Annotated in this window: 21 protein-coding genes; 11 read left to right on the top strand and 10 right to left on the bottom strand. The window is 67.2% G+C overall.

What is annotated here, in order from left to right; genetic code table 11:
• Positions 1-3 precede the first annotated feature (3 nt).
• The 7 genes from GRB96_RS03710 (at position 4) to GRB96_RS03740 (ending at position 8,066) form a co-directional block, all read left to right on the top strand.
• Positions 4-1,092: an arginine N-succinyltransferase gene (locus GRB96_RS03710; protein WP_161430627.1), complete on the top strand. Its 1,089-nt coding sequence runs from the start codon at positions 4-6 to the stop codon at positions 1,090-1,092.
• A complete protein-coding gene (astA, locus tag GRB96_RS03715) occupies positions 1,092-2,138 on the top strand; it encodes an arginine N-succinyltransferase (RefSeq protein ID WP_161430629.1) in 1,047 nt (348 codons plus the stop codon). Before GRB96_RS03710 ends, astA begins: the two co-directional genes overlap by 1 nt.
• The gene (gene astD / locus GRB96_RS03720) at positions 2,138-3,607 is read left to right on the top strand and encodes a succinylglutamate-semialdehyde dehydrogenase (protein ID WP_161430631.1); all 1,470 of its coding nucleotides are present in this window, start codon (positions 2,138-2,140) and stop codon (positions 3,605-3,607) included. Before astA ends, astD begins: the two co-directional genes overlap by 1 nt.
• Positions 3,604-4,977: an N-succinylarginine dihydrolase gene (astB, locus tag GRB96_RS03725; protein WP_161430632.1), complete on the top strand. Its 1,374-nt coding sequence runs from the start codon at positions 3,604-3,606 to the stop codon at positions 4,975-4,977. Before astD ends, astB begins: the two co-directional genes overlap by 4 nt.
• Complete coding sequence (gene zapE / locus GRB96_RS03730) at positions 4,974-6,143, top strand: cell division protein ZapE (RefSeq protein ID WP_338074002.1); 1,170 nt, start codon at positions 4,974-4,976, stop codon at positions 6,141-6,143. Before astB ends, zapE begins: the two co-directional genes overlap by 4 nt.
• 73 nt (positions 6,144-6,216) lie before the next feature.
• Positions 6,217-6,972, top strand: a complete 756-nt coding sequence (locus tag GRB96_RS03735; protein ID WP_161430634.1) for a trimeric intracellular cation channel family protein — start codon at positions 6,217-6,219, stop codon at positions 6,970-6,972.
• Positions 6,969-8,066, top strand: a complete 1,098-nt coding sequence (locus tag GRB96_RS03740; protein ID WP_161430636.1) for a DUF3541 domain-containing protein — start codon at positions 6,969-6,971, stop codon at positions 8,064-8,066. Before GRB96_RS03735 ends, GRB96_RS03740 begins: the two co-directional genes overlap by 4 nt.
• Here the strand turns inward: GRB96_RS03740 and GRB96_RS03745 are convergent.
• The 5 genes from GRB96_RS03745 to nhaD form a co-directional block, all read right to left on the bottom strand.
• Positions 8,034-8,846, bottom strand: coding sequence for a PEP-CTERM/exosortase system-associated acyltransferase (locus GRB96_RS03745; RefSeq protein ID WP_161430638.1), 813 nt, complete (start codon positions 8,844-8,846; stop codon positions 8,034-8,036). The genes GRB96_RS03740 and GRB96_RS03745 overlap by 33 nt on opposite strands.
• 37 nt (positions 8,847-8,883) lie before the next feature.
• The gene (locus GRB96_RS03750) at positions 8,884-11,718 is read right to left on the bottom strand and encodes a bifunctional diguanylate cyclase/phosphodiesterase (RefSeq protein ID WP_161430640.1); all 2,835 of its coding nucleotides are present in this window, start codon (positions 11,716-11,718) and stop codon (positions 8,884-8,886) included.
• 32 nt (positions 11,719-11,750) lie between these two features.
• Positions 11,751-12,968: a hypothetical protein gene (locus GRB96_RS03755; protein ID WP_205743482.1), complete on the bottom strand. Its 1,218-nt coding sequence runs from the start codon at positions 12,966-12,968 to the stop codon at positions 11,751-11,753.
• Positions 12,937-13,368: a hypothetical protein gene (locus tag GRB96_RS03760; protein ID WP_205743483.1), complete on the bottom strand. Its 432-nt coding sequence runs from the start codon at positions 13,366-13,368 to the stop codon at positions 12,937-12,939. The genes GRB96_RS03755 and GRB96_RS03760 overlap by 32 nt, the downstream gene beginning before the upstream one ends.
• Positions 13,369-13,612: 244 nt before the next feature.
• Positions 13,613-15,028 carry a sodium:proton antiporter NhaD gene (gene nhaD / locus GRB96_RS03765; RefSeq protein ID WP_420841740.1) on the bottom strand — a complete coding sequence of 472 codons (1,416 nt, stop codon included), beginning with the start codon at positions 15,026-15,028 and terminating at the stop codon, positions 13,613-13,615.
• 283 nt (positions 15,029-15,311) lie between these two features.
• Between nhaD and GRB96_RS03770 the strand changes: the two genes are divergently transcribed.
• From GRB96_RS03770 to GRB96_RS03780, 3 genes are all read left to right on the top strand, one after another.
• Positions 15,312-16,034 carry a DUF3581 domain-containing protein gene (locus GRB96_RS03770; RefSeq protein ID WP_161430644.1) on the top strand — a complete coding sequence of 241 codons (723 nt, stop codon included), beginning with the start codon at positions 15,312-15,314 and terminating at the stop codon, positions 16,032-16,034.
• Between the two features lie 31 nt (positions 16,035-16,065).
• Positions 16,066-17,034, top strand: coding sequence for a magnesium transporter CorA family protein (locus tag GRB96_RS03775; RefSeq protein ID WP_161432988.1), 969 nt, complete (start codon positions 16,066-16,068; stop codon positions 17,032-17,034).
• An 86-nt stretch (positions 17,035-17,120) separates the two neighbouring features.
• On the top strand, positions 17,121-18,353 hold the full coding sequence (locus tag GRB96_RS03780) for a DUF3422 domain-containing protein (RefSeq protein ID WP_161430646.1): 1,233 nt from the start codon (positions 17,121-17,123) through the stop codon (positions 18,351-18,353).
• A gap of 21 nt (positions 18,354-18,374) precedes the next feature.
• Here GRB96_RS03780 and GRB96_RS03785 read toward each other — a convergent pair whose 3' ends face one another.
• Genes GRB96_RS03785 through GRB96_RS03800 form a run of 4 tightly spaced genes read right to left on the bottom strand, consistent with a single transcriptional unit; the run spans position 18,375 to position 20,137 of the window.
• A complete protein-coding gene (locus GRB96_RS03785) occupies positions 18,375-18,578 on the bottom strand; it encodes a DUF1289 domain-containing protein (RefSeq protein ID WP_161430648.1) in 204 nt (67 codons plus the stop codon).
• Positions 18,575-18,988 carry an alternative ribosome rescue aminoacyl-tRNA hydrolase ArfB gene (gene arfB, locus GRB96_RS03790; protein ID WP_161430650.1) on the bottom strand — a complete coding sequence of 138 codons (414 nt, stop codon included), beginning with the start codon at positions 18,986-18,988 and terminating at the stop codon, positions 18,575-18,577. The genes GRB96_RS03785 and arfB overlap by 4 nt, the downstream gene beginning before the upstream one ends.
• Positions 18,989-19,004: 16 nt before the next feature.
• The gene (locus tag GRB96_RS03795) at positions 19,005-19,217 is read right to left on the bottom strand and encodes a DUF3820 family protein (RefSeq protein ID WP_023006568.1); all 213 of its coding nucleotides are present in this window, start codon (positions 19,215-19,217) and stop codon (positions 19,005-19,007) included.
• 47 nt (positions 19,218-19,264) lie between these two features.
• Entirely contained in the window at positions 19,265-20,137 is an 873-nt protein-coding gene (locus tag GRB96_RS03800; RefSeq protein WP_161430651.1) for a sirohydrochlorin chelatase, read from the bottom strand.
• Between the two features lie 209 nt (positions 20,138-20,346).
• On the opposite strand from GRB96_RS03800, the gene nfsA reads away from it, so the two are divergent.
• Positions 20,347-21,078: an oxygen-insensitive NADPH nitroreductase gene (nfsA, locus tag GRB96_RS03805; protein WP_161430653.1), complete on the top strand. Its 732-nt coding sequence runs from the start codon at positions 20,347-20,349 to the stop codon at positions 21,076-21,078.
• Between the two features lie 16 nt (positions 21,079-21,094).
• Here the strand turns inward: nfsA and GRB96_RS03810 are convergent, their stop codons facing one another.
• Positions 21,095-21,634: a YgjV family protein gene (locus GRB96_RS03810; RefSeq protein ID WP_161430654.1), complete on the bottom strand. Its 540-nt coding sequence runs from the start codon at positions 21,632-21,634 to the stop codon at positions 21,095-21,097.
• Between the last annotated feature and the right edge of the window lie 104 nt (positions 21,635-21,738).

Raw genomic sequence — 21,738 nt, forward strand, 5'->3', positions numbered from 1 at the left:
GCCATGCTCGTCGTGCGACCCATCGCGCCGGCCGACCTGCCCGCCCTGGAGCGGCTCGCGGGGGAGGCCGTGCCGCGGCTCACCAACCTGCCGGCCCATCGTGACCGCCTCGAGGAGCGCATCGCCCGTTCACGTCAGGCCTTCTCCGCGGCGGTAGAGTGTCCCGGGGATGAGCACTACACCTTCGTGCTCGAGGATCTGGCCCGTGGTGAGGTGGCGGGTACCGCCACGGTGCGTGCCCAGGCCGGGGCTCTGGACGCCTACTACACCTATCGCCAGGAGACGCTGATCCACGCCTCCCAGCAGCTCAACGTGCGCCGCGAGGTGCAGACCCTGGCGCTCTCCCACGAGGTCTCCGAGGCGAGCCTGCTGTGCGCCTACTCCCTGGCACCGCGCTATCGCGGCACCAGCGCCGAGAGCCTGCTGCGCCGGGCGCGACTGATGCTGATCGCCCAGTACCCCGAGCGCTTCGCCGCGGTGCTGGCGTTGGCCTTCCCCGGTTTCCTGGACGAGGCCGGCGAGTCGCCATTCTGGAACAGCGTGGGGCGCCACTTCTTCGTGCGCGACTTCGAGGAGATCAACTACCTGGCCGGCGTACGCTCGAAGAGTTTCATCGCCGAGGTGATGCCGCAGTTCCCGCTCTACCTGCCGCTGCTCACTCCCCAGGCGCGGGCCGCCATCGGTCGCGAGCACCCGGACCACGAGGAGGCCCTGGCGGAGATGCTGGCCGAGGGCTTCCAGCGTTCGCGCCACGTCGACATCTTCGACGCCGGCCCGGTGATCAAGGCCGAGCGCGAGCGGCTGCAGAGCTTCCGCCGCGCGGCCTGGCATCCGGTGCGCATCCGTCCGTCCCACGCCTTGCCCGATGCCGAACCGGCCATGGTCGCCAACCAGCGCCTGGCCGACTTCCGCTGTGTGGTGGCGCGCTATGCGCTGTCGCCCACCGGCCAGCTGATGCTGTCGGAAGAGCATGCCGAGGTGCTCGGCGTGGAGGAGGGCAGGGCGGTGCTGGCCGCGCCGCTGGCCCTGCCCGGTGGAGACGGTGAGAGCGCCGAGGCATATGACCCGGGCTATGACGAGGGGGAGCTGTGATGCGTATCCGACCCATCGCCGAGGGCGACCTCGAGGAGCTGCAGGCCCTGGCCCGGGAAACCGGTGTGGGCTTTACCTCGCTGCCCGACAATCGCGACTTCCTGGCCGCCAAGATCACCGCTACCGAGGAGGCCTTCCTCGAGCGCACTCCGCCGGGGCTGCGCAACTATTTTTTCGTGCTCGAGGACGAGGCCAGCGGCCACCTGGCCGGCTGTTGTGCCATCGAGGGCGAGGTAGGGCGCGAGGTGCCCTTCTATCACTACCGCCTGGGGACCCTGGCCCACTCCTCGGTGCAGCTCGACCTGCATCGCACCATCGACACCCTCTTCCTGTGCTCGGACCATACCGGCGACGCCGAAGTGGCCTCACTGTTCCTGCGCCCGGCCTACCGCGGCGGCGATCGCCGCCACCAGCGCAACGGCGCGCTGCTCTCCATGGTGCGCTGGCTGTTCATGGCCGAGTTTCGTGACCGCTTCCCCGACAAGGTGCTGGCGGAGATGCGCGGGGTGTTCAACGGTGAGGGCAAGAGCCCCTTCTGGCAATGCCTGGGCAGCCACTTCTTCCCGCTGGACTTCGATGAGGCCGACCGCCTGACCGGGCTGGGCCAGAAGAGCTTCATCGGCGAACTGATGCCCAAGTTTCCCATCTATACTCCCTTCCTCTCCGAGACGGCGAGAGCCTGCATCGGCCAGGTGCACGAACAGACCCGACCAGCCCTGGCCATGCTCAAGAAGGAGGGGCTGCGCTGGGAGGGCTACATCGACATCTTCGACGGCGGGCCCACCGTGGAGGCCTATGTCGACGACGTGCGTGGCGTGCGCCTGTCGCGACGCGCCACCGTCACCGTCGATCCCGCGCTTGGCGAGGCAGGCGAGCGCCCGCGTTGGCTGGCCGCCACCACCGAGATGGCGCACTTTCGCGCCGCCTGGGTGGGGCGCGGCCCCGATACCGAGGGTTGCCTGCGCCTGAGCCCCCCGGAGGCGGCGCGCCTGGAGGTCGAGGCGGGCGCCACCCTGCGCATCCTGGATACCGAGGAGGAAGCCTGATGAAGCCGACACACTCCCTGCTGATCGGCGGGCACTGGCGCGACGGCGCCGGCGAACGCTTCGCCAAGCATGACGGCGTTTCCGGCGAGCGACTGTGGCAGGGGACTGGCGCCGACGCCGAGGACGTCACCGCCGCGGTGGCCGCGGCCCGCGAGGCGTTCCCCGCCTGGGCGAAGACACCATTCGCCGAGCGCCAGGCACTGGTGGAGCGCTTCCGCGAGGTGCTTGAGGGACATCGCGAGGACCTCGCCGCCGCCATCGCCCACGAGACAGGCAAGCCGCTATGGGAGGCACGCACCGAGGTGGGCGCCATGATCGGCAAGGTGGCACTCTCGCTGCGCGCCTACCGGGAGCGCACCGGCGAGCGCGAGCGCGACCTGGGCGAGGCGCGCGCCGTGCTGCGCCATCGTCCCCACGGCGTGATGGCGGTATTCGGCCCCTACAACTTCCCCGGCCATCTGCCCAACGGCCATATGGTGCCGGCGCTGCTGGCCGGCAACAGCGTGGTATTCAAGCCCAGCGAGCAGTCGCCGCTCACTGCCGACCTGACCCTGCAGTGCTGGCAGGAGGCGGGCCTGCCGGCCGGCGTGATCAACCTGGTACAGGGCGGGGCCGAGACCGGCCAGGCGCTGGCTGCGAATCCCGGCATCGATGGCCTGCTGTTTACCGGCAGCGCCAAGGTGGGTGGCATCCTGCATCGCCAGTTCGCCGGCCAGCCCGGCAAGATCCTGGCCCTGGAGCTCGGCGGCAACAACCCGCTGGTGATCAAGGACGTGCCCGACCAGGACGCCGCGGTGCTGACCATCCTGCAGTCCGCCTTCCTCTCCGGCGGCCAGCGCTGCACCTGCGCGCGCCGCCTGATTGTCCCCGAGGGCCAGGTGGGGGATCACCTGCTCGACGCCCTGGCGGACGCCATCTCGCGGCTGCGGGTGGCCGCGCCCTTCGCCGAGCCGGCCCCCTTTTACGGCGGCCTGGTGAGCGTGGCCGCCGCCGACGGCCTGCTCGAGGCCCAGGCGGCGCTGGAGGCCCAGGGCGGCACGGTGCTCGCGCGCATGGAGCGCCTCGAGGCGGCCACCAGCCTGCTCAGCCCGGCGCTGATCGATGTCACCGGCCTTGCGGTGCCCGACGAGGAGCACTTCGGCCCGCTGCTCAAGGTGTATCGCTACCGCCACTGGGACGAGGCGATCGCGCTCGCCAATGACACCCGCTACGGCCTCTCCGCGGGGCTGATCGGCGGTGAACGCGCCGACTGGGACGACTTCCTGCTGCGCATCCGCGCCGGCATCGTCAACTGGAACCGCCAGACCACCGGCGCCTCCGGTGATGCCCCCTTCGGTGGGGTGGGCGAGAGCGGCAACCATCGCCCCAGTGCCTATTATGCGGCGGATTACTGCGCCTACCCGGTGGCCTCCATGGAGAGCGAGGAGCTGCACCTGCCCGATCAGCTGCCGCCGGGGGTGAGCCTGTGAGCCAGCACGCCGGCGGCGATGTCCGCGAGGTCAACTTCGACGGCCTGGTGGGGCCGACCCACAACTACGCCGGTTTGGCGCTGGGTAACGTCGCCTCCATGCGCCACGGCGGCCTCGAGGCCAACCCCCGCGAGGCCGCCCTGCAGGGGCTGGCCAAGATGAAGTCGCTGATGGACGCCGGCTACGCCCAGGGGGTGCTGCCGCCCCAGCAGCGCCCGGACCTCGGCGCCCTGCGCGCCCTGGGCTTCACCGGCAGCGACGAGCGGGTGCTGGCGCGGGCCGCCGGCGATGCGCCGCAGGTCCTGCGCGCGGTGTGCTCCGCCTCCAGCATGTGGACCGCCAACGCCGCCACGGTGACGCCGAGCCTGGATGCCCCGGATGGTCGGGTGCACTTCACCCCGGCCAACCTGCAGTCGAGCTTTCACCGTTTCCTGGAGCCCGCCGCCACCGGGCGGGTGCTTGCGGCGATCTTCCGCGACCCGGCTCGCTTCGCCCACCATCCGGCGCTGCCCGCCACCCCGGCGTTCTCCGACGAGGGCGCGGCCAACCATACCCGCCTGGCCGGCGACCACGGCGAGCCTGGGGTACACCTCTACGTTTACGGCCGGGAGGCCTTCGGCTGGGGCACCGAGGAGCGCCCGGCGCCGCGACGCTTCCCTGCGCGCCAGACCCTGGAGGCGAGCCAGGCGGTGGCCCGCCAGCACGGCCTTGCCGAGTCGCAGGTGGTGTTCGCCCAGCAGCACCCCGAGGCCATCGACGCCGGGGTCTTCCACAACGACGTGATCAGCGTGGGCAACGGCCCGGTGCTGCTCTACCACGAGATGGCCTTCCTCGACGAGGCGGGTACCCTGGAGGCTCTACGCCAGCGCATGAACGCGCCGCTGATCCCGGTGCGCATCCCCGCCGAGGCGGTGAGCCTGGCGGATGCGGTCTCCTCCTACCTCTTCAACTCCCAGCTGCTCAGCAACCCGGACGGCAGCATGACCCTGGTGGTGCCCGGGGAGTGCCAGGAGAACGAGGCGGTTTGGCGCACCCTGCAGGACCACCTGCTGGCCGGGGCCAATCCCATCGGCGAGGTGGTGGTGAAGGACGTCAAGCAGAGCATGCGCAACGGCGGCGGGCCCGCCTGCCTGCGCCTGCGGGTGGTGCTTTCCGCCGAGGAGCGCACCGCGCTCTCCGGCCGGGTACTGCTCGACGATGCCCTCTATGCGGAGCTTGTGGCATGGGTGGAGCGCCATTACCGCGACCGTCTCAGCCCGGAAGATCTTGCCGACCCGGCGCTGGCCAGGGAGTCGTTGACGGCTCTGGATGAGCTGAGCCAGCTGCTCGGTATCGGCAGCGTCTATCCCTTCCAGCTGGAGGGGGCGTGACACGCCAGGGCAACGATGAAGAGGTCAGCCACCAGCCCGTGCTGTCCTCGCCCCTGGCCGCCTACCGCGAGGCCCTGGTTCACCAGGGGTTCGTCGCCGACGAGTCCCAGCGGTGTGCCGCCGAGGCCCTCGAGGCCTGCTTCGACGCCTTGCACGGCGCGGCGCCGGCCGCCCAGGCCACCGGCGTCTATCTGTGGGGGCCGGTGGGACGCGGCAAGACCTGGCTGATGGATGCCTTTTATCATGGCCTGCGCGTGCCCGCCCGCCGTCAGCACTTCCACCACTTCATGCGCTGGGTGCATCGTCGCCAGTTCCAGCTCGGCGGCACGCCTGATCCCTTGCTGGCCCTGGCTCGCGAGCTGGCCGCCGAGGTCCGGGTTCTCTGCCTCGACGAGCTGTTCGTCAGCGACATTGCCGATGCCATGCTGCTCGGCCGCCTGCTGACGGCGCTCTTCGACCAGGGTGTGGCACTGGTCTGCACTTCCAACCAGGCGCCTCGTCAGCTATATGCCGACGGTTTCAACCGCGAACGCTTCCTGCCGGCTATCGAGTCCATCGAGCGACATATGCACGAGGTCGAGCTCGACGGCGGCCAGGATCATCGCCTGCATCCCGGACGGGCCCGACAGCGCTACTGGGTCGCCGTACCCGGTCAGTCGGGTGCCCTGTCGGGGCTCTTCGATGCGCTGAGCGAGGGCCAGGAGAGCGTGGCGACGCCCATCGTGCTGGGCCATCGTGACATTGTGGTGCGTGCGCGCAGCGACTCGGTGGTGTGGTGCGGCTATACGGAGCTCTGCGAGCAGCCCCTGGCGGCGCTGGATTTCATCGAGCTGGTCGACCGTTTCGAGCATATCCTGCTGGAGGGGGTGCCCTGCCTGAGCGATACCCGCCTGGCGGGAGGCATCGCCCGGGGCACCGAGGATGGGGTCAGCCGGGTCGAGGCGGGGGATCGCGAGCTGCCGCCGCTGTCGCGGCGCGATGACGGCGTGAGACGCTTCATCGCGTTGGTGGATGAGTGTTACGACAGGCGCACGCCGCTGTATGTGGAGGCCGAGGTGGCCATGGAGCAGCTCTACCCCCATGGCCACCTGGCCTTTCCCTTCCGGCGTACCTTGAGCCGCCTGCGCGAGATGCAACTGGCTCGGTTCGGCACAGGCAGGTACTGACCCTCTTCCGCGCAGCGCGAATTGGTCTATGCTGTGCGGCCATTCGAAGCCGGTTGGCGGGAGGAACACGACATTGAACGCTCTGATCTACTGGTTGGACATGGCGGGGGTGATCATCTTCGCGCTGTCCGGGGTGGTGCTCGCCTGCCGAACGCGCATGGATCCCTTCGGCATGCTGGTGCTGGCCGCGGTGACCGGGATCGGCGGCGGTACCCTGCGCGACATGGTACTCGGCGTGGGGCCGGTATTCTGGGTCACCGACCCGACCTACCTGTGGGTCATCCTGGTGACGGTGGGGCTGGCCATCCTGGGGTTCCACTACATCCATCGCCTGTCGCGGGGCTTCCTGCCGGTGGCCGACGCCTTCGGGCTGGCGCTGTTCGTGGTGATCGGGGCGCACAAGGCGCTCCAGCTCGGCACGTCCGGCCTGGTCGCTGTACTGATGGGGATGATGACCGGCGTGGCCGGCGGCATGGTGCGCGATATGCTGGCGCGCCGTGTGCCCATGGTGCTGCGTGAGGAGATCTACGCCACCGCGGCCATCGCCGGCGGCATCGTCTATGTCGGCCTGGATGCCCTGGGAGCCCCCGGCCCTCTGGCCATTGCCCTGTCGCTGATCACTACCCTCGGCCTGCGCCTGGCCGCCATCCACTGGCATCTGGCGCTGCCTACCTTCGCGTGGGTGGTGATCCCGTCATCGTCCGAGGCCTCTCCACCGGTCGATGAGGAGGTGACGCCGCCACCAACGCCAGCCGAGCCGCCACGGCCCAAGGTTCGGGTGCGCATGATCCGCCCCGAGCAGTCACGGCGCAGGAAGAACCGCTCATGAGCCGGCCTTGCTGCCACCTGCGGCTGCTGTCATGGATTGCCCTGTGTGCGCTGGCGTTGTCGCTCTCCGCCTGCAGCGTGCAGCCTACCGAGGTCGGCCCGGCCGAACCTCACCGGCTGGCGGCCGAGCGAATCCGGGCTACCTATGAGGCGGTGCTGCCCGAGCTCTCCACCGGCAAGCGCCGCCACTACGCCCAGCGCCTCTACCGGGTGACCGGCGATACGCGCTACCTGCCGGCCAATCGCGAATACATGGCGCATCTGAGGGAGCGCCTCGAGGTCGAGATCGCCGAGTTGGCCATGCCGGGGCAGGTCGAACGGCTCTCCCGGCAGAGTATCGAGGGCTACCCGCGGCGCACCGAGAAGCAGCGGGCCCGGGCCGAGATGTTTACCGAGTGGGGGGAGATCGCCTATGCCAAGGGCCTTCTGTTCCGGCTGGTGCAGGCCCACTACCACGGCATGCTGGACGAGATCCCCAGCCATGAACAGGCACTGGAATATCTCGGCGATCTGCCCTGGGCGGCGTTCCTGACCGACCCCGAGGTACTGGGAGTGTATGCCGCCCAGGTCGCCAACCAGGCGCACTTCCTCCACCAGCTCGGGGTGATGGACCTGCGCCGTGAGGTGGAGGCCGCCTTCCGGCGGCGCTATCCACCCGACACGCTGGAGACCCTGTCCACCGCGGAGTACCGCAACTGGCTCTACGGGCTGACACATTTCGTCATTGCCGCCAGCCGTTACTACCAACGTGAAGTGGATGCCGAGGCGTATGCCTGGGTGCTTGAATCATTCGAGGCGCAGGCCGAGCGGATCATGCGCGAAGCCACCGAGGATATCCAGGCGGAGGTGGCGCTGAGCTTCCTGCTGGCGAGGCGTGAGGATCACCCGCTGGTCGGGCGGGTTCGCGATGCGCTGGTCGCAGCGGTAGACCCCGCCAGCGGCATGATTCCCTCGCCAGGCGGCAGCACCGATCTGGAGAGGGGAGAGCATCGCAACGTGCTGGCGATCATGGTGCTGGGGTGGCAGGGGCGGCTCTATCCGGGCCCTTGCGGGGGAAGTGACTCACGCCTTCTCGACACGCAGCGGTGTCGCTGAAGTCAAGCCTGATACCTGCCCCGCCAGTTCGTCCTTGATGCCGAGATAGAGGGGGATCAGGTTTTCATGGATCTCCTTCTCGGCTTGTGCGTGGTCGATATAGTGGGCGCTTCTCTGGCCGTGCATCTCGATGGGTTCCCCCACCCTCTGGAAATTGAAGCCCGACATCGCCAGTAGCCTTGGCAGCCGTGACTCCATCATTGCAAAGACATGTCGCCGGCCGGTGAGCCCCACCAGCGAGTAGGCGGCCAGGAAAAGCGAAATGATGATCCAGGGAAAGGTCTTCCTGTCTTCATCGGAGAAGAGGTGTTGAGACTCTGGCTGGAGTGTCTCGTTGTTGATCGCCTTGTTCCTGAAGGCGCGCGCAATGGCGAAGCGCGATATCTCGCAGATTTCATTCTTGGGGAGTAGCGAAGGCCGCAGTCTCGAATGGTTGAGGCTGCGGCCCCCATATTCCTGAAGAGGCAGTAGCTGGTCGCCGTCACTTGCAGCAGGGTCGGGCAGAACAAGGCGCAGACAGCCTGCTGCCAGCCCCGATGAGCGATGTTCCAGGTAGCAGTGAATCGAATGTCGGTCGTGGGCATCCAGTTCAAGGCTTTTCTGGCAGAAGGACTCGGGGCGGTAGCCGATCTCCTGACAGTAGACATCGTATCTGAGGCGATAAACTCGTTCCTTCTCTTCCTGTGTCGTGGCCACCTTCAGCAGGTAGGTATCGAGAAATGCCTCGTGGGCCTTCAGCATGGGCATGACATTGCTTTCATGAAAGAGCGGATTCTTCATCGTTATCCCTAGCCCCTGGTCAAGTGTGCGGGTTCCGTTACTGATTCAGGCCATGCATGATCAATGCGTCTTCGATCGGTTGGGGTTTACCGAGATGGAAGCCCTGACCGTAGGTAATGCCATATTGCCTCAATATCGGGATCAGCTCCTGGCGCTCCACGAATTCGGCGATCGCTTGCTTGCCGAATCCATTGGCGATATCGGCGATCGCCTTGACGATGACGCGGCTGTCAGTATCGCTTGGCAGATTGCGGATGAAGCTGCCATCGATCTTGATGTAGTCCACCGGTAATTGTCCGAGATAGTGGAAGCTGCTGAAGCCCACCCCGAAGTCATCCAGGGCGGTGCGGCATCCCAGCTCACGCAGTGACTGCAGGACACCCCGGGCCGTCGAGAAGTCGGTGACCGCGGCAGTCTCGGTCACCTCGAGGATCAGGTGCCTAGGAGCAGCGCCGCTGGAGCAGAGTTCGCTGGCCAGATACTGCGTCAGGCCATCATCGTGGAGTGACTGTCCCGAGAGGTTGATCGCCAGGCTGACGTCGCTGGCGTTGATGCGTGCCAGAGCCCGAAGAGCATGACGAATCACCCAGCGGTCGATCTGCAGGATCTGGCCGCTGCGCTCGGCCACCGGGATGAAGGCCCCGGGGGAGATCAGCTGGCCGGCCTCGTCGCGCATCCTCAGCAGCACCTCGTAGTGGCGGATATCGCGATCCTCCAGGCGCACGATAGGCTGCACCATCAGCTCGAAGCCATCCTCCTCCAGGGCGTGGTGGATGCGCTCCTCCCAGTAGACACGTTCCTGCAGTTCGCCTCGCGCCGCGGCCAGGGTCGAGAGCAGGTGCCAGCGGTGGCTGCTGGAAGCCTTCGCCTTGTACATCGCCATGTCGGCGCTGGCCATCAGGTCGATGGCGTTGTCACCATGGATCGGAAAGAGTGCGATGCCAATGCTGGCGCCGGCGCGGTGGCGACGATCGCCCACGTCGAGCATTACGGTGGCCAGGATCTGATTGACCTGCTGGGCGATGCGGGTGGCCAGGGTCTCGCCGGCCCCCACCAGGAGCAGGGCGAACTCGTCGCCGCCAAGCCTGGCCAGTGTGCCGCGGTGGCCGAGCTCCTCGCCCAGCACAGCGGCCACCTTGCGCAGCAACTGGTCCCCCGCCTGGTGGCCACTGAGTTCATTGACGTCCTTGAACTGGTCCAGGTCCAGCAGCAGCAGGGCACCGGCGTGTCCCTGGGTGATGGCGCCGTCGAGGGCTTCCTTGAGGAAGCGACGGTTGTAGAGCCCGGTTAGCGGGTCGCGCTCGGCGAGCCAGGTCAGGCGCGCCTCGGCGGCCTTGCGCTCGGTAATGTCCAGGCCGACGGAGATACGGCCGTCGGGCTCCCCGGGATTGCCTGGAAGCGAGGCATGGTACCAGGCGATGGTGTGCCGCTTGCCATCGGCGGTGGTGAGGTTGCGCTCCTCCTGCCCCCGGCCATCGCTGCTTGCCAGCGACTGGCGTGGGCCACCGAAGACGTCGTCGAAGAGACGCTTGAGCAGCAACTTCTCGCTCACCCCCATGACCGACAGCGCATAGTCGTTGACCAGCGTGATCCGGCCATCCGGATCCTGGGTCACGATGAACACGCGCGCCGTATCCAGCAGGCTGCCGATGAAGTCGCGCTCGTGGGCCAGCTCGTCCACCCGCTGGGCCAGCTGTTCGCCGCGGGAGCGAACTTCACCCTCGAGGGTCTCCAGCTGGTCGGCCAGGCGCAGGGTGGCACCCTCGAGGATATCGATCTCGTCGGCCAGTCGTGGATTGGGTGGGGGAACCGCTGCGCGGGCCTGTGAGAACTCGCCCTTGGCCAGGTTCGGCAGGATGCCGGAGATGCGTCGCAGGCGAGCCATCGGGCTGAGCAGGATAGCCAGCAGCAGCAGCTCGGCGGCCACCCAACCGCCGAGGCCGATCATCGCCAGGGTGCGCGTATCCTGGCGAATGGCCTGAATCTGGTCGGTGATATCGTTGGTGAAGAGGACATAGCCGGTGCTGCGGCGGTCGCCGTCATCCTCCATGCGCACCGCGCTGAGTTCCATGTCACGCCCCGAGAGCCTGAAGCGGCTAGGGCTTGCGGTGATCTCGCCGAGGGTCGTCACTTGTGCCGCACGTTGCAGCACCGGCAGGCTCTTCTCCTGTCCGGTCAGGGCGACCAGCTGCCCCTGCCACCGCGGAAGCTGGCGTTCGGGGGGGATCTGGGAGTCCCGCAGGTTGCCGGCAACCAGTAGGGCTACGTTGCCCTCCGCGATCTGGTGGGCCTGGCGCATCACGTCTGCTAGCGCGCGCGACAGGATCACTACGCCGGCGCTGCTGCCCTCCATGAGGACCGGCACAGCGGCGTACTGGCGGCAGTCGCTGGAGCAGCGCAGAGCAGTCAGTGGGGTTTCGGTCTCGATGACCCGGCGCACCCACTGCTGGACGGGGCGACCGTTCTCCGCCTGGGGCGTGCCCCACTCCGCGGCAAGGCGGCCTGCGTTATCGAACAGCAGGATCTCGTCGACCCCCGACTCCAGCTGCAGAGTCGGCCACTGCGGTCCCAGACTCTCCAGGAGTTCCTCGCCGGTGCGGCGGGTGAGGGCGGCGCCCAGCCCCTGGGTGGCGGCCACCAGCGAGGCCAACTGGCGAACCCCCTCCGCGGAGCGCTCCATGGCCAGCCGTATCTCGCCGGCCTGGCGGCTTGCACTCTCGTCGCGGCTCTCCTCGAACTGGCGGGTGAGGTTGGCATGGCCGATCCAGGAGAAGGCCAGCACCAGGCCCAACACCAGCAGGCTGCTCAGCGCGATGACGCGCCAGGTCAGGCTGAGGCGGGGGCGGGGGGAGAGGCGGCTGGAGGGGCTCATGGTGGCGTGATCTCTCTTTCGGCTTTGAAGGTTCAGAAGCGCAGGGAGAGTTGGAAGAGCAGCATGTTCCAGCGGCGCTCGGTCTCGGAAGGGTCAGGGTTGTCCTGGATCGGCAGCCAGCCGGTGCCATCCACGTGGTGATATTCGGCCGCCAGCATCAGGCGTGGGTTCACGCTCCACTGCAGCCCCAAGGTGATGTCATCGGCGAACTGGCTGTGGGCGGGCCCTGCACCGCTGGCCTCGTAGGCTGCTCCAGAGCGATCGTCACGGTTACTGGTCAGGCTGTCGTAACGCACCAGCCACTGCCAGTTGTCGTTGAAACGCCGAGCGTACTGGATGTACCAGCTCTCGCCGGTTACATCGAAGTTCAGGAAGGGGTTGTCGAAGCCCTCTAGTCTGGAGCTGCGGATGGCGTACTCGCCGGTGAGGCTCCAGTGCTCGGCGTTGTACTGAAGCGAGAGTACCCAAGGCACGAATTCGAAGTCGCCATCGTTGAGGGTCGGGGCATGGGACTCGAACTTCGCCTTGGCTGTCGCCGCGCTGAGTGCCGCGACGATGCGGCCCCCATCGTGTTCGTACTTTATTTGGGCAATGGCCGAATCGCGGGGCTCGAGATCTCCCGGGGCATCTTCCAGGCGCATGGTTCGGCGCAGGTCGTCACCGGCCTGAGCCTGGCCGATGCCTATCTGGGTCCTCAAGGTGCCGCTGGGTACCATCTCTTCGTAATAAAGGCTCAGACCGTCACCCGACAGGCCGAGCGAGCGCGTGCGGTCGAAGTAGATGGACTGCGGCAGCAGGATACTGGGCCGCGTGAAGGCGACATCGCGGGTCTGGTTGTAGAAGCCGAAAGGGTTCTTGAAGCGGCCTACCTGGATGCCTAGCGTGCGCTGCTGGTTGGATATCATCTGATAATCGATCAGGCCGTAATCCAGGCTCGGTGCGGCATCCTCACCGTCTCCCCCGGCTCGTCGGCTGAGTATCTGCGCCGCCAGCAGCACGTTCTCGTGTGGACGGATAGAGGCGTTGGCCCCGATCTCGGTGTACTTCAGGCTGCCGTTGCCCTCGCTGCTGGGGCCGAAGAAGTTGTTGTCGTCGGTGATCACCAGCGCCTGGCTGAGGAAGCCATGCATCTGCAGGGTATCCAGTACCTTCTCGCTGGCGAGTGCCGGTGCCGACAGGCTCGTCAGCGTTGTCGCCAGGACGAGCGCACGACGCCCTTCAATCCATTGAAATGACTTGGATACGGTCATCCAGGTACTCCCTCTCCAGATAGCCCATTGCGCCGGGGGTGGTGGCAATACGCTCGAGCATCTCGGCTTGGTGTCTCACGCGGTCCGGCGCCTGGCCGGTGCCGGAGAAGACCATGCGGTCCCATGCCAGCTGCAGTTGATGGGGATAGACGGCCAGGCGCTCCTTGACGAAGCGCTCGTGCACCGGGTTGTCGTTGGGCAGCACAAAGACCCGGGCGGCCTGGCCATCCGGCCAGGTGCGCTGGCGCATGGCGAAGATGGCTCGAGTGGTATCGCGTGTGAGGCGTTGGGTGGTGACGTCAGCATGGGCTACCAGCAGCACGGCCTGTCCCTCGGCAACGGCATGGCTACCCCCCAGGGGCAACAGCCAGAGCAGCAAGGCGGCTCTCAGCCACGCCATGTCTCGACCTCGAGCAGAGATGTGCCGCGAGATGGCAGCGAGGCGGGTTGGCGGCGTGTCGTCATGGCGTATCGGCTTCCCTATATGGTGTCACGGGTACAGGTCTCGCGCTGACCGAGGTCGCGCCGACACGCAGCGGTGTGCCGTGACGGGCTTCTGCTCATACGCTACATGAAGGGATGGGAATGTAAAGCTGGCGCTTCAACGGGGACTGCCCGGCGGCACCGCCGCCGGGCAAGCTTGCTCAGCCGAAGACCTGGAAGGTGCCGGCGTTGAGCCACAGGTGGGTGGCGATGCTGGCCGCATAGCCCAGGGCGATCACCGGGGCCCAGCGCAGGTGACCCATGAAGGTGTAGTTGCCGCGGGCCTGGCCCATCAGTGCCACACCGGCGGCGGAGCCGATGGAGAGCAGGCTGCCGCCGACGCCGGCGGTGAGGGTAATCAGCAGCCAGTGGCCGTGGGACATGTCGGGTTCCATGGTCAGTACCGCGAACATCACCGGGATGTTGTCGACCACCGCCGAGATCAGGCCCAGGGCGATGTTGGCGTTGGTGGCTCCCCAGCCGCTATAGAGCGCCTCGGAGAGCATCGCCAGATAGCCCATGTAGCCCAGGCCACCCACGCACATCACCACCCCGTAGAAGAACAGCAGGGTGTCCCACTCCGCGCGCGCCACGCGGTTGAAGACGTCGAAGGGCACCACGCTACCCAGCTGGGCCAGCTTCTTGTCGTCGCCGCGGCGGGCATAGCGGGTGCGCTTCTTCTCCAGCGAGCGGGGCAGGGTGCGGCGCAGGTAGTAGCCGAAGAACTGCAGGTAGCCAAGGCCCGTCATCATGCCCAGCACCGGCGGCAGGTGCAGGAAGGTGTGGCAGGCCACGGCGGTGGCCACGGTGAGCAGGAACAGCGCCACGATGCGGCGTGCACCGCGCTTGAGCCAGACTTCTTCCTCGAGGCTGTCCGGCTTGCGGTTCTTGATGAACAGGGTCATCGCCACCGCCGGGATCAGGAAGTTGACCAGCGAGGGCAGCAGCAGGACGAAGAACTCCTGGAACTCGATCATGCCGGCCTGCCACACCATCAGGGTGGTGATGTCGCCGAAGGGGCTGAAGGCACCGCCGGCGTTGGCCGCCACCACGATGTTGACGCAGGCCAGGTTGATGAAGCGCTTGTCACCCTCGGCGACCTTGGTCACCACCGCGCACATCAGCAGGGCGGTGGTCAGGTTGTCGGCAATGGGGGAAATCACGAAGGCCAAACCGCCGGTGATCCAGAACAGCTGGCGGTAGGTGAAGCCCTTGCGCACCATCCAGCTGCGCAGCACGTCGAAGGCGCGGCGCTCGTCCAGGGCGTTGATGTAGGTCATCGCCACCAGCAGGAAGAGCATCAGCTCGGTGAATTCGAGCAGGGTGGCGCGGAAGGCGTGCTCGGCCTCGGCAGGCATGCCGGCTTGCACATAGACCCAGCCGATCAGCGCCCAGATGATGCCCGCGGCGACCAGTACCGGCTTGGACTTGCGCATGTGCAGCTTCTCCTCGCCCATGACGAGCGCATAGGCGAGGACGAAGATACTCACGGCGACAAGGCCGACCACGGAGTTGGTGAGGTCCAGCTCGCCCGTCACGGCAAAGGCCGCGGGGCTGAACAGCAGGCAGACAAGCACGAGGCATCCCGACCACCAGGCGGTATGCCGGGGCCGTAGGGTTGGGTATCCGAAGGATGGCATGGCGTTGAGTCCCGAAAACGAGGTTCGTGGGAAGGGTGAGAAAGCGCGCCTATTCTACCACCGCTAGTGCAGCGCAATATAGGCGCAAAGCCTTACCACCAAAGGAGTAGTGGGGTGAGCAGGGGCCTCCCGTCTCCCCCGGAGGCCGTTTTGTGGCATCATCAGCGCTCCGGCAGACGCCGGCCGTTTTCGGATCGCCAACGACGCAGGCAAGTCACGCATGTTTCTCGATGAATTTCATACGCTGGCAGGGGACCGCATCACCATCTCGGCGGAGCAGGCCAGTCGATTCGCCAAGGGAGTCGCCGGCGACTACAACCCCATCCACAATCCGGATGCACGGCGCTTCTGCGTGCCCGGCGACCTGCTGTTTGCCCTGGTACTGGCGCGCTTCGGCCTCTCACAGCGCATGGAGTTCCGGTTTCTCAGCATGGTCGGCGATGGCACTCCGCTGTGTTTCCAGGAGCATGCCGACGGGCGGATTCGCGTCTGCGATGACGCCGGCAAGTGTTACCTGGAAGTGTCTCGCGGTGGCGAGACCACTCATGACGAGGCAGTGGTGGAGGCCTTCACGCGCTGCTATGTCTCGTTCTCGGGCAAGAACTTCCCGCACTACCTCAAGCCGCTGATGGAAGAGAAGGGGGTGATGTTCAATCCCCGCAGGCCGCTGGTGATCTACGACAGCATGGGGTTTTCCCTGGAACGTCTCGAGGGACTCACCCCCGCGCTGGAGCTGCTCGACTCCTCCCTGGAGGTCAACGGCAAGCGTGGTGACACCCTGCTCGAGTTCCGCATCCAGTCGGGCGGCGAGCAGGTGGGTACCGGCTCCAAGAAGCTGGTGGTCAGTGGCCTGTGCGACTACGACGCCGAGGCCATGAACGAGATCGTCGACGAGTTCTATCGCCTCAAGGCCGCCTACGAGGCCCGGAGCCTGTCAATCTGAGTCGGATCCGCGACCAGCAGGGGGCATGGCAATGATTCGAGCGATACTGGTTGAGGGTGACGGCACTGCCACCCACGGCGATGTCTCGCTGGTCGAGCGCTGGCGTAAGAGCACGGATAGCTACCTTTGGCTCGACCTGCAGGGCGAGCCACAGGCCCGCGAGCGGGAGCTGCTGGAGGCCTTCGACTGCCACCCGCTGGCGATCGACGACGCCCATCGCGATCGGCATCCGCCCAAGATCGAGGAGTTCGAGGGCCACACGCTGATCATCTACCGCGGGATCGGCTCCTTCGATGCCGAACTCAACTTCGTGCCCCAGCGCGTCGCCTTCTTCGTCGGCGAGCGCTTCCTGCTCAGCCTGCATCCCGACACGGCGCTCAGCCTCGATCGCCTCTACGGTGCCGAGGGCGAGCGCTTGCTGCGACGCTCACCGGAGCATGTGGCACTCAGGGCCATGTACCTCTCGGCAGGCTTCTACCTGGACAGCCTGCTGCAGTTCGAGAACCAGCTGAGCGACCTGGAGGATGGCCTGGTCGAGGGCGGCGATGATGCCCTGATGCGTCTGCTGATCGGCTATCGCTCGCGACTGGTGAAGATGCGCCGGGTGTTCAACTACCACGTGGGGATCACCCAGGAGCTCACCGCCTACGACTACGCCCACCTGCCGCGGGATGTCGACGAGACCCTCCATGCCATCAACGACGTCCACGAACGCTTCGAGCGCCTGCACAGCCTGACCCAGATGTACTACGACATCTGCGGCGACCTGATCGACGGCTATATCTCGCTCTCCTCGCACCAGCTCAATATCACCATGCGCCTGCTCACGGTGATCACCGCCATCTTCGTGCCGCTGACCTTCCTGGCCGGCATCTACGGGATGAACTTCGCCCATATGCCCGAGCTCGGCTATCGCTACGGCTACTTCGTGCTGCTCGGCGTGATGCTGTCGATCGCCGTCGGCTTGGTCTGGCTGTTCCGACGCATCCGCTGGCTCTGAGTCCGGACGGGGCGAGTTGACGCAGGCACTTGGCGGCAGCCGTCCACGGACTTAGTCTCGAGGGCTTCCCCTTTCGAGACATGACCATGCACCCACAGCGCGAGCGACTGCACAACGAGCTGCACGCCCGGCCCTCGATCTACTTCGATGAGCCGGCCACCCTTCACCACTATGCCCTGCTCGACGAGGCCGGCGCCTGCGAGGCCGTGCTGGCACGGCTGGGCGAGCTGAGCGGCACGCCGCCGGACCGCGAGGCGGTTCAGCAGATCCTCGAGGTCGAGGGCCTGACCCTGAAGTGGGAGCGTCACACCGAGTTCCTGACCCTCACGCTGCTGGTGCCGCGGGCGCCGGAAGAGGAGGCCTGGCCGGCTCCTCCGGCGCTGCTCGACACCCTGGTGGGCCCGAATCACGCCCAGCTGATCAGTGCCACCCAGGTCCTGGTGGAATCCGCCCACCGCTGGGCCGGCAGGCCCTCCGACTACGGCTTTCGCGACCCTTCCGGCTCGCGGGTGGGGGATGGCGATGCCATCGTGTGGAGCGATTTCCGTCTGACCGACAGCGGCGTCAATCGCCTGCTGCTGGTCAACCAGGGGCTGGATGCCTTCCGGCTGGGGCGCATGACGCGCCGCCTGCTGGAGATCGAGACCTACCGCATGATGGCCAGCCTGGCACTGCCGCTGGCCAAGGAGCTGGAGCGCGAGCTGCAGGCCCACGAGCAGGAGCTCGGCGAGCTCTCCGAGCGCAATGCCGAGCGTGAGGCGGAAAGCTCGCGGCCGCTGCTGGGGGCGATCTCCGAGCTCTCGGCGCGACTGGAGCGCTCCGGGGCGCGGTCACGCCGGCGCTTCAGCGCCACCGAGGCGTATTCGCGCATCGTCTTCACCCGCATCGAGGAGTTGCGCGAGAGCCGGATCGGCGAGAGCCCCAGGCTGGGCACCTTCATCCTGCGCCGCTTCCGGCCCACGGTGCACTTCTGCGACTCGATCCACCGTCGCCAGCAGGACCTCGCCGAGAGCGTGGCACGGCTAAATGACCTGCTGCGGACCCGCGCCCAGGTGGAGATCGAGGAGCAGAACGCCGAGATGCTCGCGAGCCTCAACGAGCGCACCAGCAGCCAGCTGAAGATCCAGAAGGCGGTCGAGGGGCTGTCGATCATCGTGATCAGCTATTACCTGTTTAGCCTCTTCAAGCTAGGCCTGCAGAGCCTCGACGCCCTGGGGGTGAGCATCGTGCCGGCGGTGGCCGCGGCCGTGTTGGCGCCGCTGGGGCTGGGCATCATCGGGGTACTGGCCTGGCGGATCCAGCGCGTCAAGCGGCACTGAGAGGGCAGCCGCACCGGCGGGTCAGGCCGGGTCGCTGCCGCTGACCGGCCAGCCTTCGGCCTCCAGGCGTTGCCAGACGGCCTCTCGGCCGTCCTCGTCGAGGCGTGACCAGGCGGTGATCTCGTCGAGGGTGCGGCCGCAACCCTCGCAGAGGCTGTCCGCGGGGCGTACGCGGCAGATCTGCACGCAGGGCGAGGCCGGGCGCTGCCGGCGGACGTCGCTCATGGCTTCACCTTTCCGCGCAGTGCCTTGGTCTTGCCCTTGCGGGTCTTGGCGTCGACCCGGCGGCGCTGGGAGCCGCGGGTCGGCCGGGTGGGCTTGCGCACCTTGCGCTGCTTCACCGCCTCGCGGATCAGTTCGCGCAGCCGCTCCAGGGCATCCTCGCGGTTCTGCTCCTGGGTGCGGAAGCGCTGGGCCTTGATGATCACCACGCCGTCCTGGCTGATGCGCTGGTCACCGAGCGCCAGCAGCCGCTCCTTGTAGAAGGGCGGCAGGCTGGAGCGCTGGATATCGAAGCGCAGGTGGATGGCGCTGGCCACCTTGTTGACGTTCTGGCCGCCGGCGCCCTGGGCACGGATCGGGTTCAGCTCGATCTCCCAGTCGCCGAGCTCAACGCTGTTGGAAATTTTCAGCATCATGGTTCCCTGGCGGTCAGGATCGGCGCAGCGGCTCGAGCAAGCCGCCCAGGCCGTTGTGGTCGATCTCGTGCATCAGCGCGAGCAGGCGGCCCAGCTCGCTATCGGGAAAGCCCTCGCGGGCGAACCACGCCAGGTAGGGGCCCGGCAGGTCGGCGAGCAGCCATCCCTGGTACTTGCCGAAGGGCATGCGCATCCTCACCAGCGTCAGCAGGTCCTCGGGGTTCACGTTGCATCCTCGCGGGTGATGGAATTGGCGGAGCCATGCTACCCGGATCAGGTCGCCTTGCCCATGGCCGGCAGCTCCACCAGCAGCGACTGCCCCGAGAGCCCCTGGGTCACACGGCTGGCGAGGATCTCCAGGATGCCGTCATGCTCGCCCACCAGCCGCGTGGTGGTGACGGTGAGCCCGGGTGACGCCGCCATCGCCTGCTCGCAGATCTCGGCGATGTCGCCGCCCTCGCCGGCGTGGCGGCCGGGGGAGAGGAACAGCATGGCCAGGATCACCTCGCGACCGGCCAGCGCCCGCGAGGCCAGCAGGTCGGCCAGCAGCGGCTCGTTGAAGCGATACTCGTCGCCCTCGCGTCGCTCCATGGAGGCAAAGGTGACGCAGCCGGCCTCTTCACTCAGCAGCGCGCCGAGCTGCCCGGCCACATAATTGCGCACCGCGGCGACCTCGGGGATCGGGCTGCCGTGATCGACCAGCACCACCGTCGGCCGCTCGAGACCGCCAGCTTGCTCCATGACCTGGCGGACATTGTCGGCCAGCAGCCGGGCCAGGCGCAGGTCGAGCTCCGCGAGGGTGTCCACCAGCGGCGCCGCCACCCTGATGGAGAGCCGCGGGTACTCTGCCTGCACCTCCGCCAGGCGCTCCGGCAGGTAGCGGGTCAGCGCCTGGCTGGGGCCGAAGAAGAAGGGCACGATGACCAGCTCGGTCACACCCTCCGCCGCCAGGCGCTCGGCCAGCGGGCCCAGTGTCACCGCCTTCTCCCCCTCCAGCTGCTCGGCGGGGATCTTGTGGGAGTGCAGCAGCGAGGCGGCCTCCACCGGCTCCCCGGTTGCCTGGGCCAGGGCTCCGGCCAGGCGACGCAGGTTGAGCGTGGCCTGGGGGCGCAGGGAGCCGTTGTCGACGAGCAGGATGCGTTTCATGTAAGCCTCGGAGGATGGGGCAGAGGGTGGGTGACGGGGCACCGTGGCGGCGCGCGGGCAACCGGGCGGGAAGGGCTTCACACTACCCAGCCGCGGCGTCGCTGAAAAGTCCGCCGGCAAAAGGCGGTGCAAGGGGAGGACGAGGCGTGGAACAATGAGTCTGTTAAGCAACCATCAGACGCGATGCGACATCAACCGAGCGAGGTCCCATGAATCCCACCATCGAACTGCTCAAGTCCCACCGCTCCGTGCGCAAGTTCACCGACCAGCCTGTCTCCCGGGAGCTGCTGGAGGAGCTGGTCAGTGCCGGCCAGGCCGCCGCCACCTCCAGCCACGTGCAGGCCTACAGTGTCATCCACGTGAAGAACCCGGCGAACCGCGAGGCGATCGCCGAGCTGGCCGGAGGGCAGGGCTACGTGGCCACCTGCGGCGCCTTCCTGGTGTTCTGTGCCGACATGAAGCGCCCCACCGAGGCGGCCGAGCGCACCGGTGCGCGGGTGGTGCGCGGCATGACCGAGCAACTGCTGGTGGCCAGCGTGGATACCGCCCTGATGGCCCAGAACGTGGCGATTGCCGCGGAATCGGAAGGGCTGGGCATCTGCTATATCGGCGGCATTCGCAATAATCCCCAGCAGATCAGCGACCTGCTGGGCCTGCCGGACCATGTCTACCCGGTGTTCGGCATGTGCCTGGGCTATCCGGCCCACGATCCCGACGTGAAGCCGCGCCTGCCGGTCGAGGCGATCCTCAAGGAGGACACCTACAGCGACGACAGCGAGCTGGTGGCGGCCTATGACGATGCCATGCACGCCTATTACCAGTCGCGCAAGGGCGGCCCCAAGGACACCACCTGGTCACAGAACCTCACCCCGCTGTTCGACACCAAGCTGCGTCCGCATATGCGCGAGTTCCTGGTCAAGCGCGGCTTCGAGATGAAGTGAGGGCCACGCCCCGGGTTCAGACGTCGCTACTCTCGAACACCTCGGGGTAGCGCCGCCGGGCGCGCAGCAGGCGCCAGATGGTGATGGCGTTGGTGACCACCACCAGCGCCTCGGCCAGGGTGCCGCCCACGGCGCCTGCCAGCAGGTGGCTGAGCATCCAGGCCACGGCCGCCAGTCCCAGCATCACGCGCATGGGAATGCCACGCAGCAAGAACATGCCCACCGTGCCCAGCACCATCGCCACCACGGCGGGCAGGTCCGCCCAGCCCTGCCAGGTCGCCAGCGCCGCCAAGCCGCTGGCGCCCAGCACCCCGGCCATCACCTTGCCGCTGCCCGGGTAGCGGCGGGCCAGGGCGATGCGCACGATTACCAGCAGGGTCAGCGCCGCCGCGGTCCAGCTCTCCAGGAACAGGAACTGCAGGGCGAAGGCCACGTTGGCCGAGATCAGCAGCACCAGCAGGCGCTCATCCTGCTTGCTGGCGAAGGCTAGGATGCACAGCAGCAGTGCGACAAGGCCGAAGAACTGGCCCGCCATGGCGGTGGTGCCTTCCAGCATGGTGGTCTCTCTCCCCAATGATCAGGCGCCCAGCATAGCGGTTGAGGGCGCGGTTGACGCAAGGCGCCTGCGCCACGCATCTTGGCAGGGTCGCAAATCGCTGG

This window comes from Halomonas alimentaria, assembly GCF_009902005.1.
GTDB classification, from domain to species: Bacteria; Pseudomonadota; Gammaproteobacteria; order Pseudomonadales; family Halomonadaceae; genus Halomonas; species Halomonas alimentaria.

Excerpts from the sequence above, each read along its gene's own strand:
- GRB96_RS03710 (WP_161430627.1), top strand. The coding sequence starts at position 4 with ATGCTCGTCGTGCGACCCATCGCGCCGGCCGACCTGCCCGCCCTGGAG.
- astA (WP_161430629.1), top strand. The coding sequence starts at position 1,092 with ATGCGTATCCGACCCATCGCCGAGGGCGACCTCGAGGAGCTGCAGGCC.
- astD (WP_161430631.1), top strand. The coding sequence starts at position 2,138 with ATGAAGCCGACACACTCCCTGCTGATCGGCGGGCACTGGCGCGACGGC.
- GRB96_RS03740 (WP_161430636.1), top strand. The coding sequence starts at position 6,969 with ATGAGCCGGCCTTGCTGCCACCTGCGGCTGCTGTCATGGATTGCCCTG.
- GRB96_RS03745 (WP_161430638.1), bottom strand. The coding sequence starts at position 8,846 with ATGAAGAATCCGCTCTTTCATGAAAGCAATGTCATGCCCATGCTGAAG.
- GRB96_RS03750 (WP_161430640.1), bottom strand. The coding sequence starts at position 11,718 with ATGAGCCCCTCCAGCCGCCTCTCCCCCCGCCCCCGCCTCAGCCTGACC.
- GRB96_RS03755 (WP_205743482.1), bottom strand. The coding sequence starts at position 12,968 with ATGACCGTATCCAAGTCATTTCAATGGATTGAAGGGCGTCGTGCGCTC.
- GRB96_RS03760 (WP_205743483.1), bottom strand. The coding sequence starts at position 13,368 with ATGGCGTGGCTGAGAGCCGCCTTGCTGCTCTGGCTGTTGCCCCTGGGG.
- GRB96_RS03770 (WP_161430644.1), top strand. The coding sequence starts at position 15,312 with ATGTTTCTCGATGAATTTCATACGCTGGCAGGGGACCGCATCACCATC.
- GRB96_RS03775 (WP_161432988.1), top strand. The coding sequence starts at position 16,066 with ATGATTCGAGCGATACTGGTTGAGGGTGACGGCACTGCCACCCACGGC.
- GRB96_RS03780 (WP_161430646.1), top strand. The coding sequence starts at position 17,121 with ATGCACCCACAGCGCGAGCGACTGCACAACGAGCTGCACGCCCGGCCC.
- GRB96_RS03785 (WP_161430648.1), bottom strand. The coding sequence starts at position 18,578 with ATGAGCGACGTCCGCCGGCAGCGCCCGGCCTCGCCCTGCGTGCAGATC.
- arfB (WP_161430650.1), bottom strand. The coding sequence starts at position 18,988 with ATGCTGAAAATTTCCAACAGCGTTGAGCTCGGCGACTGGGAGATCGAG.
- GRB96_RS03800 (WP_161430651.1), bottom strand. The coding sequence starts at position 20,137 with ATGAAACGCATCCTGCTCGTCGACAACGGCTCCCTGCGCCCCCAGGCC.
- nfsA (WP_161430653.1), top strand. The coding sequence starts at position 20,347 with ATGAATCCCACCATCGAACTGCTCAAGTCCCACCGCTCCGTGCGCAAG.
- GRB96_RS03810 (WP_161430654.1), bottom strand. The coding sequence starts at position 21,634 with ATGCTGGAAGGCACCACCGCCATGGCGGGCCAGTTCTTCGGCCTTGTC.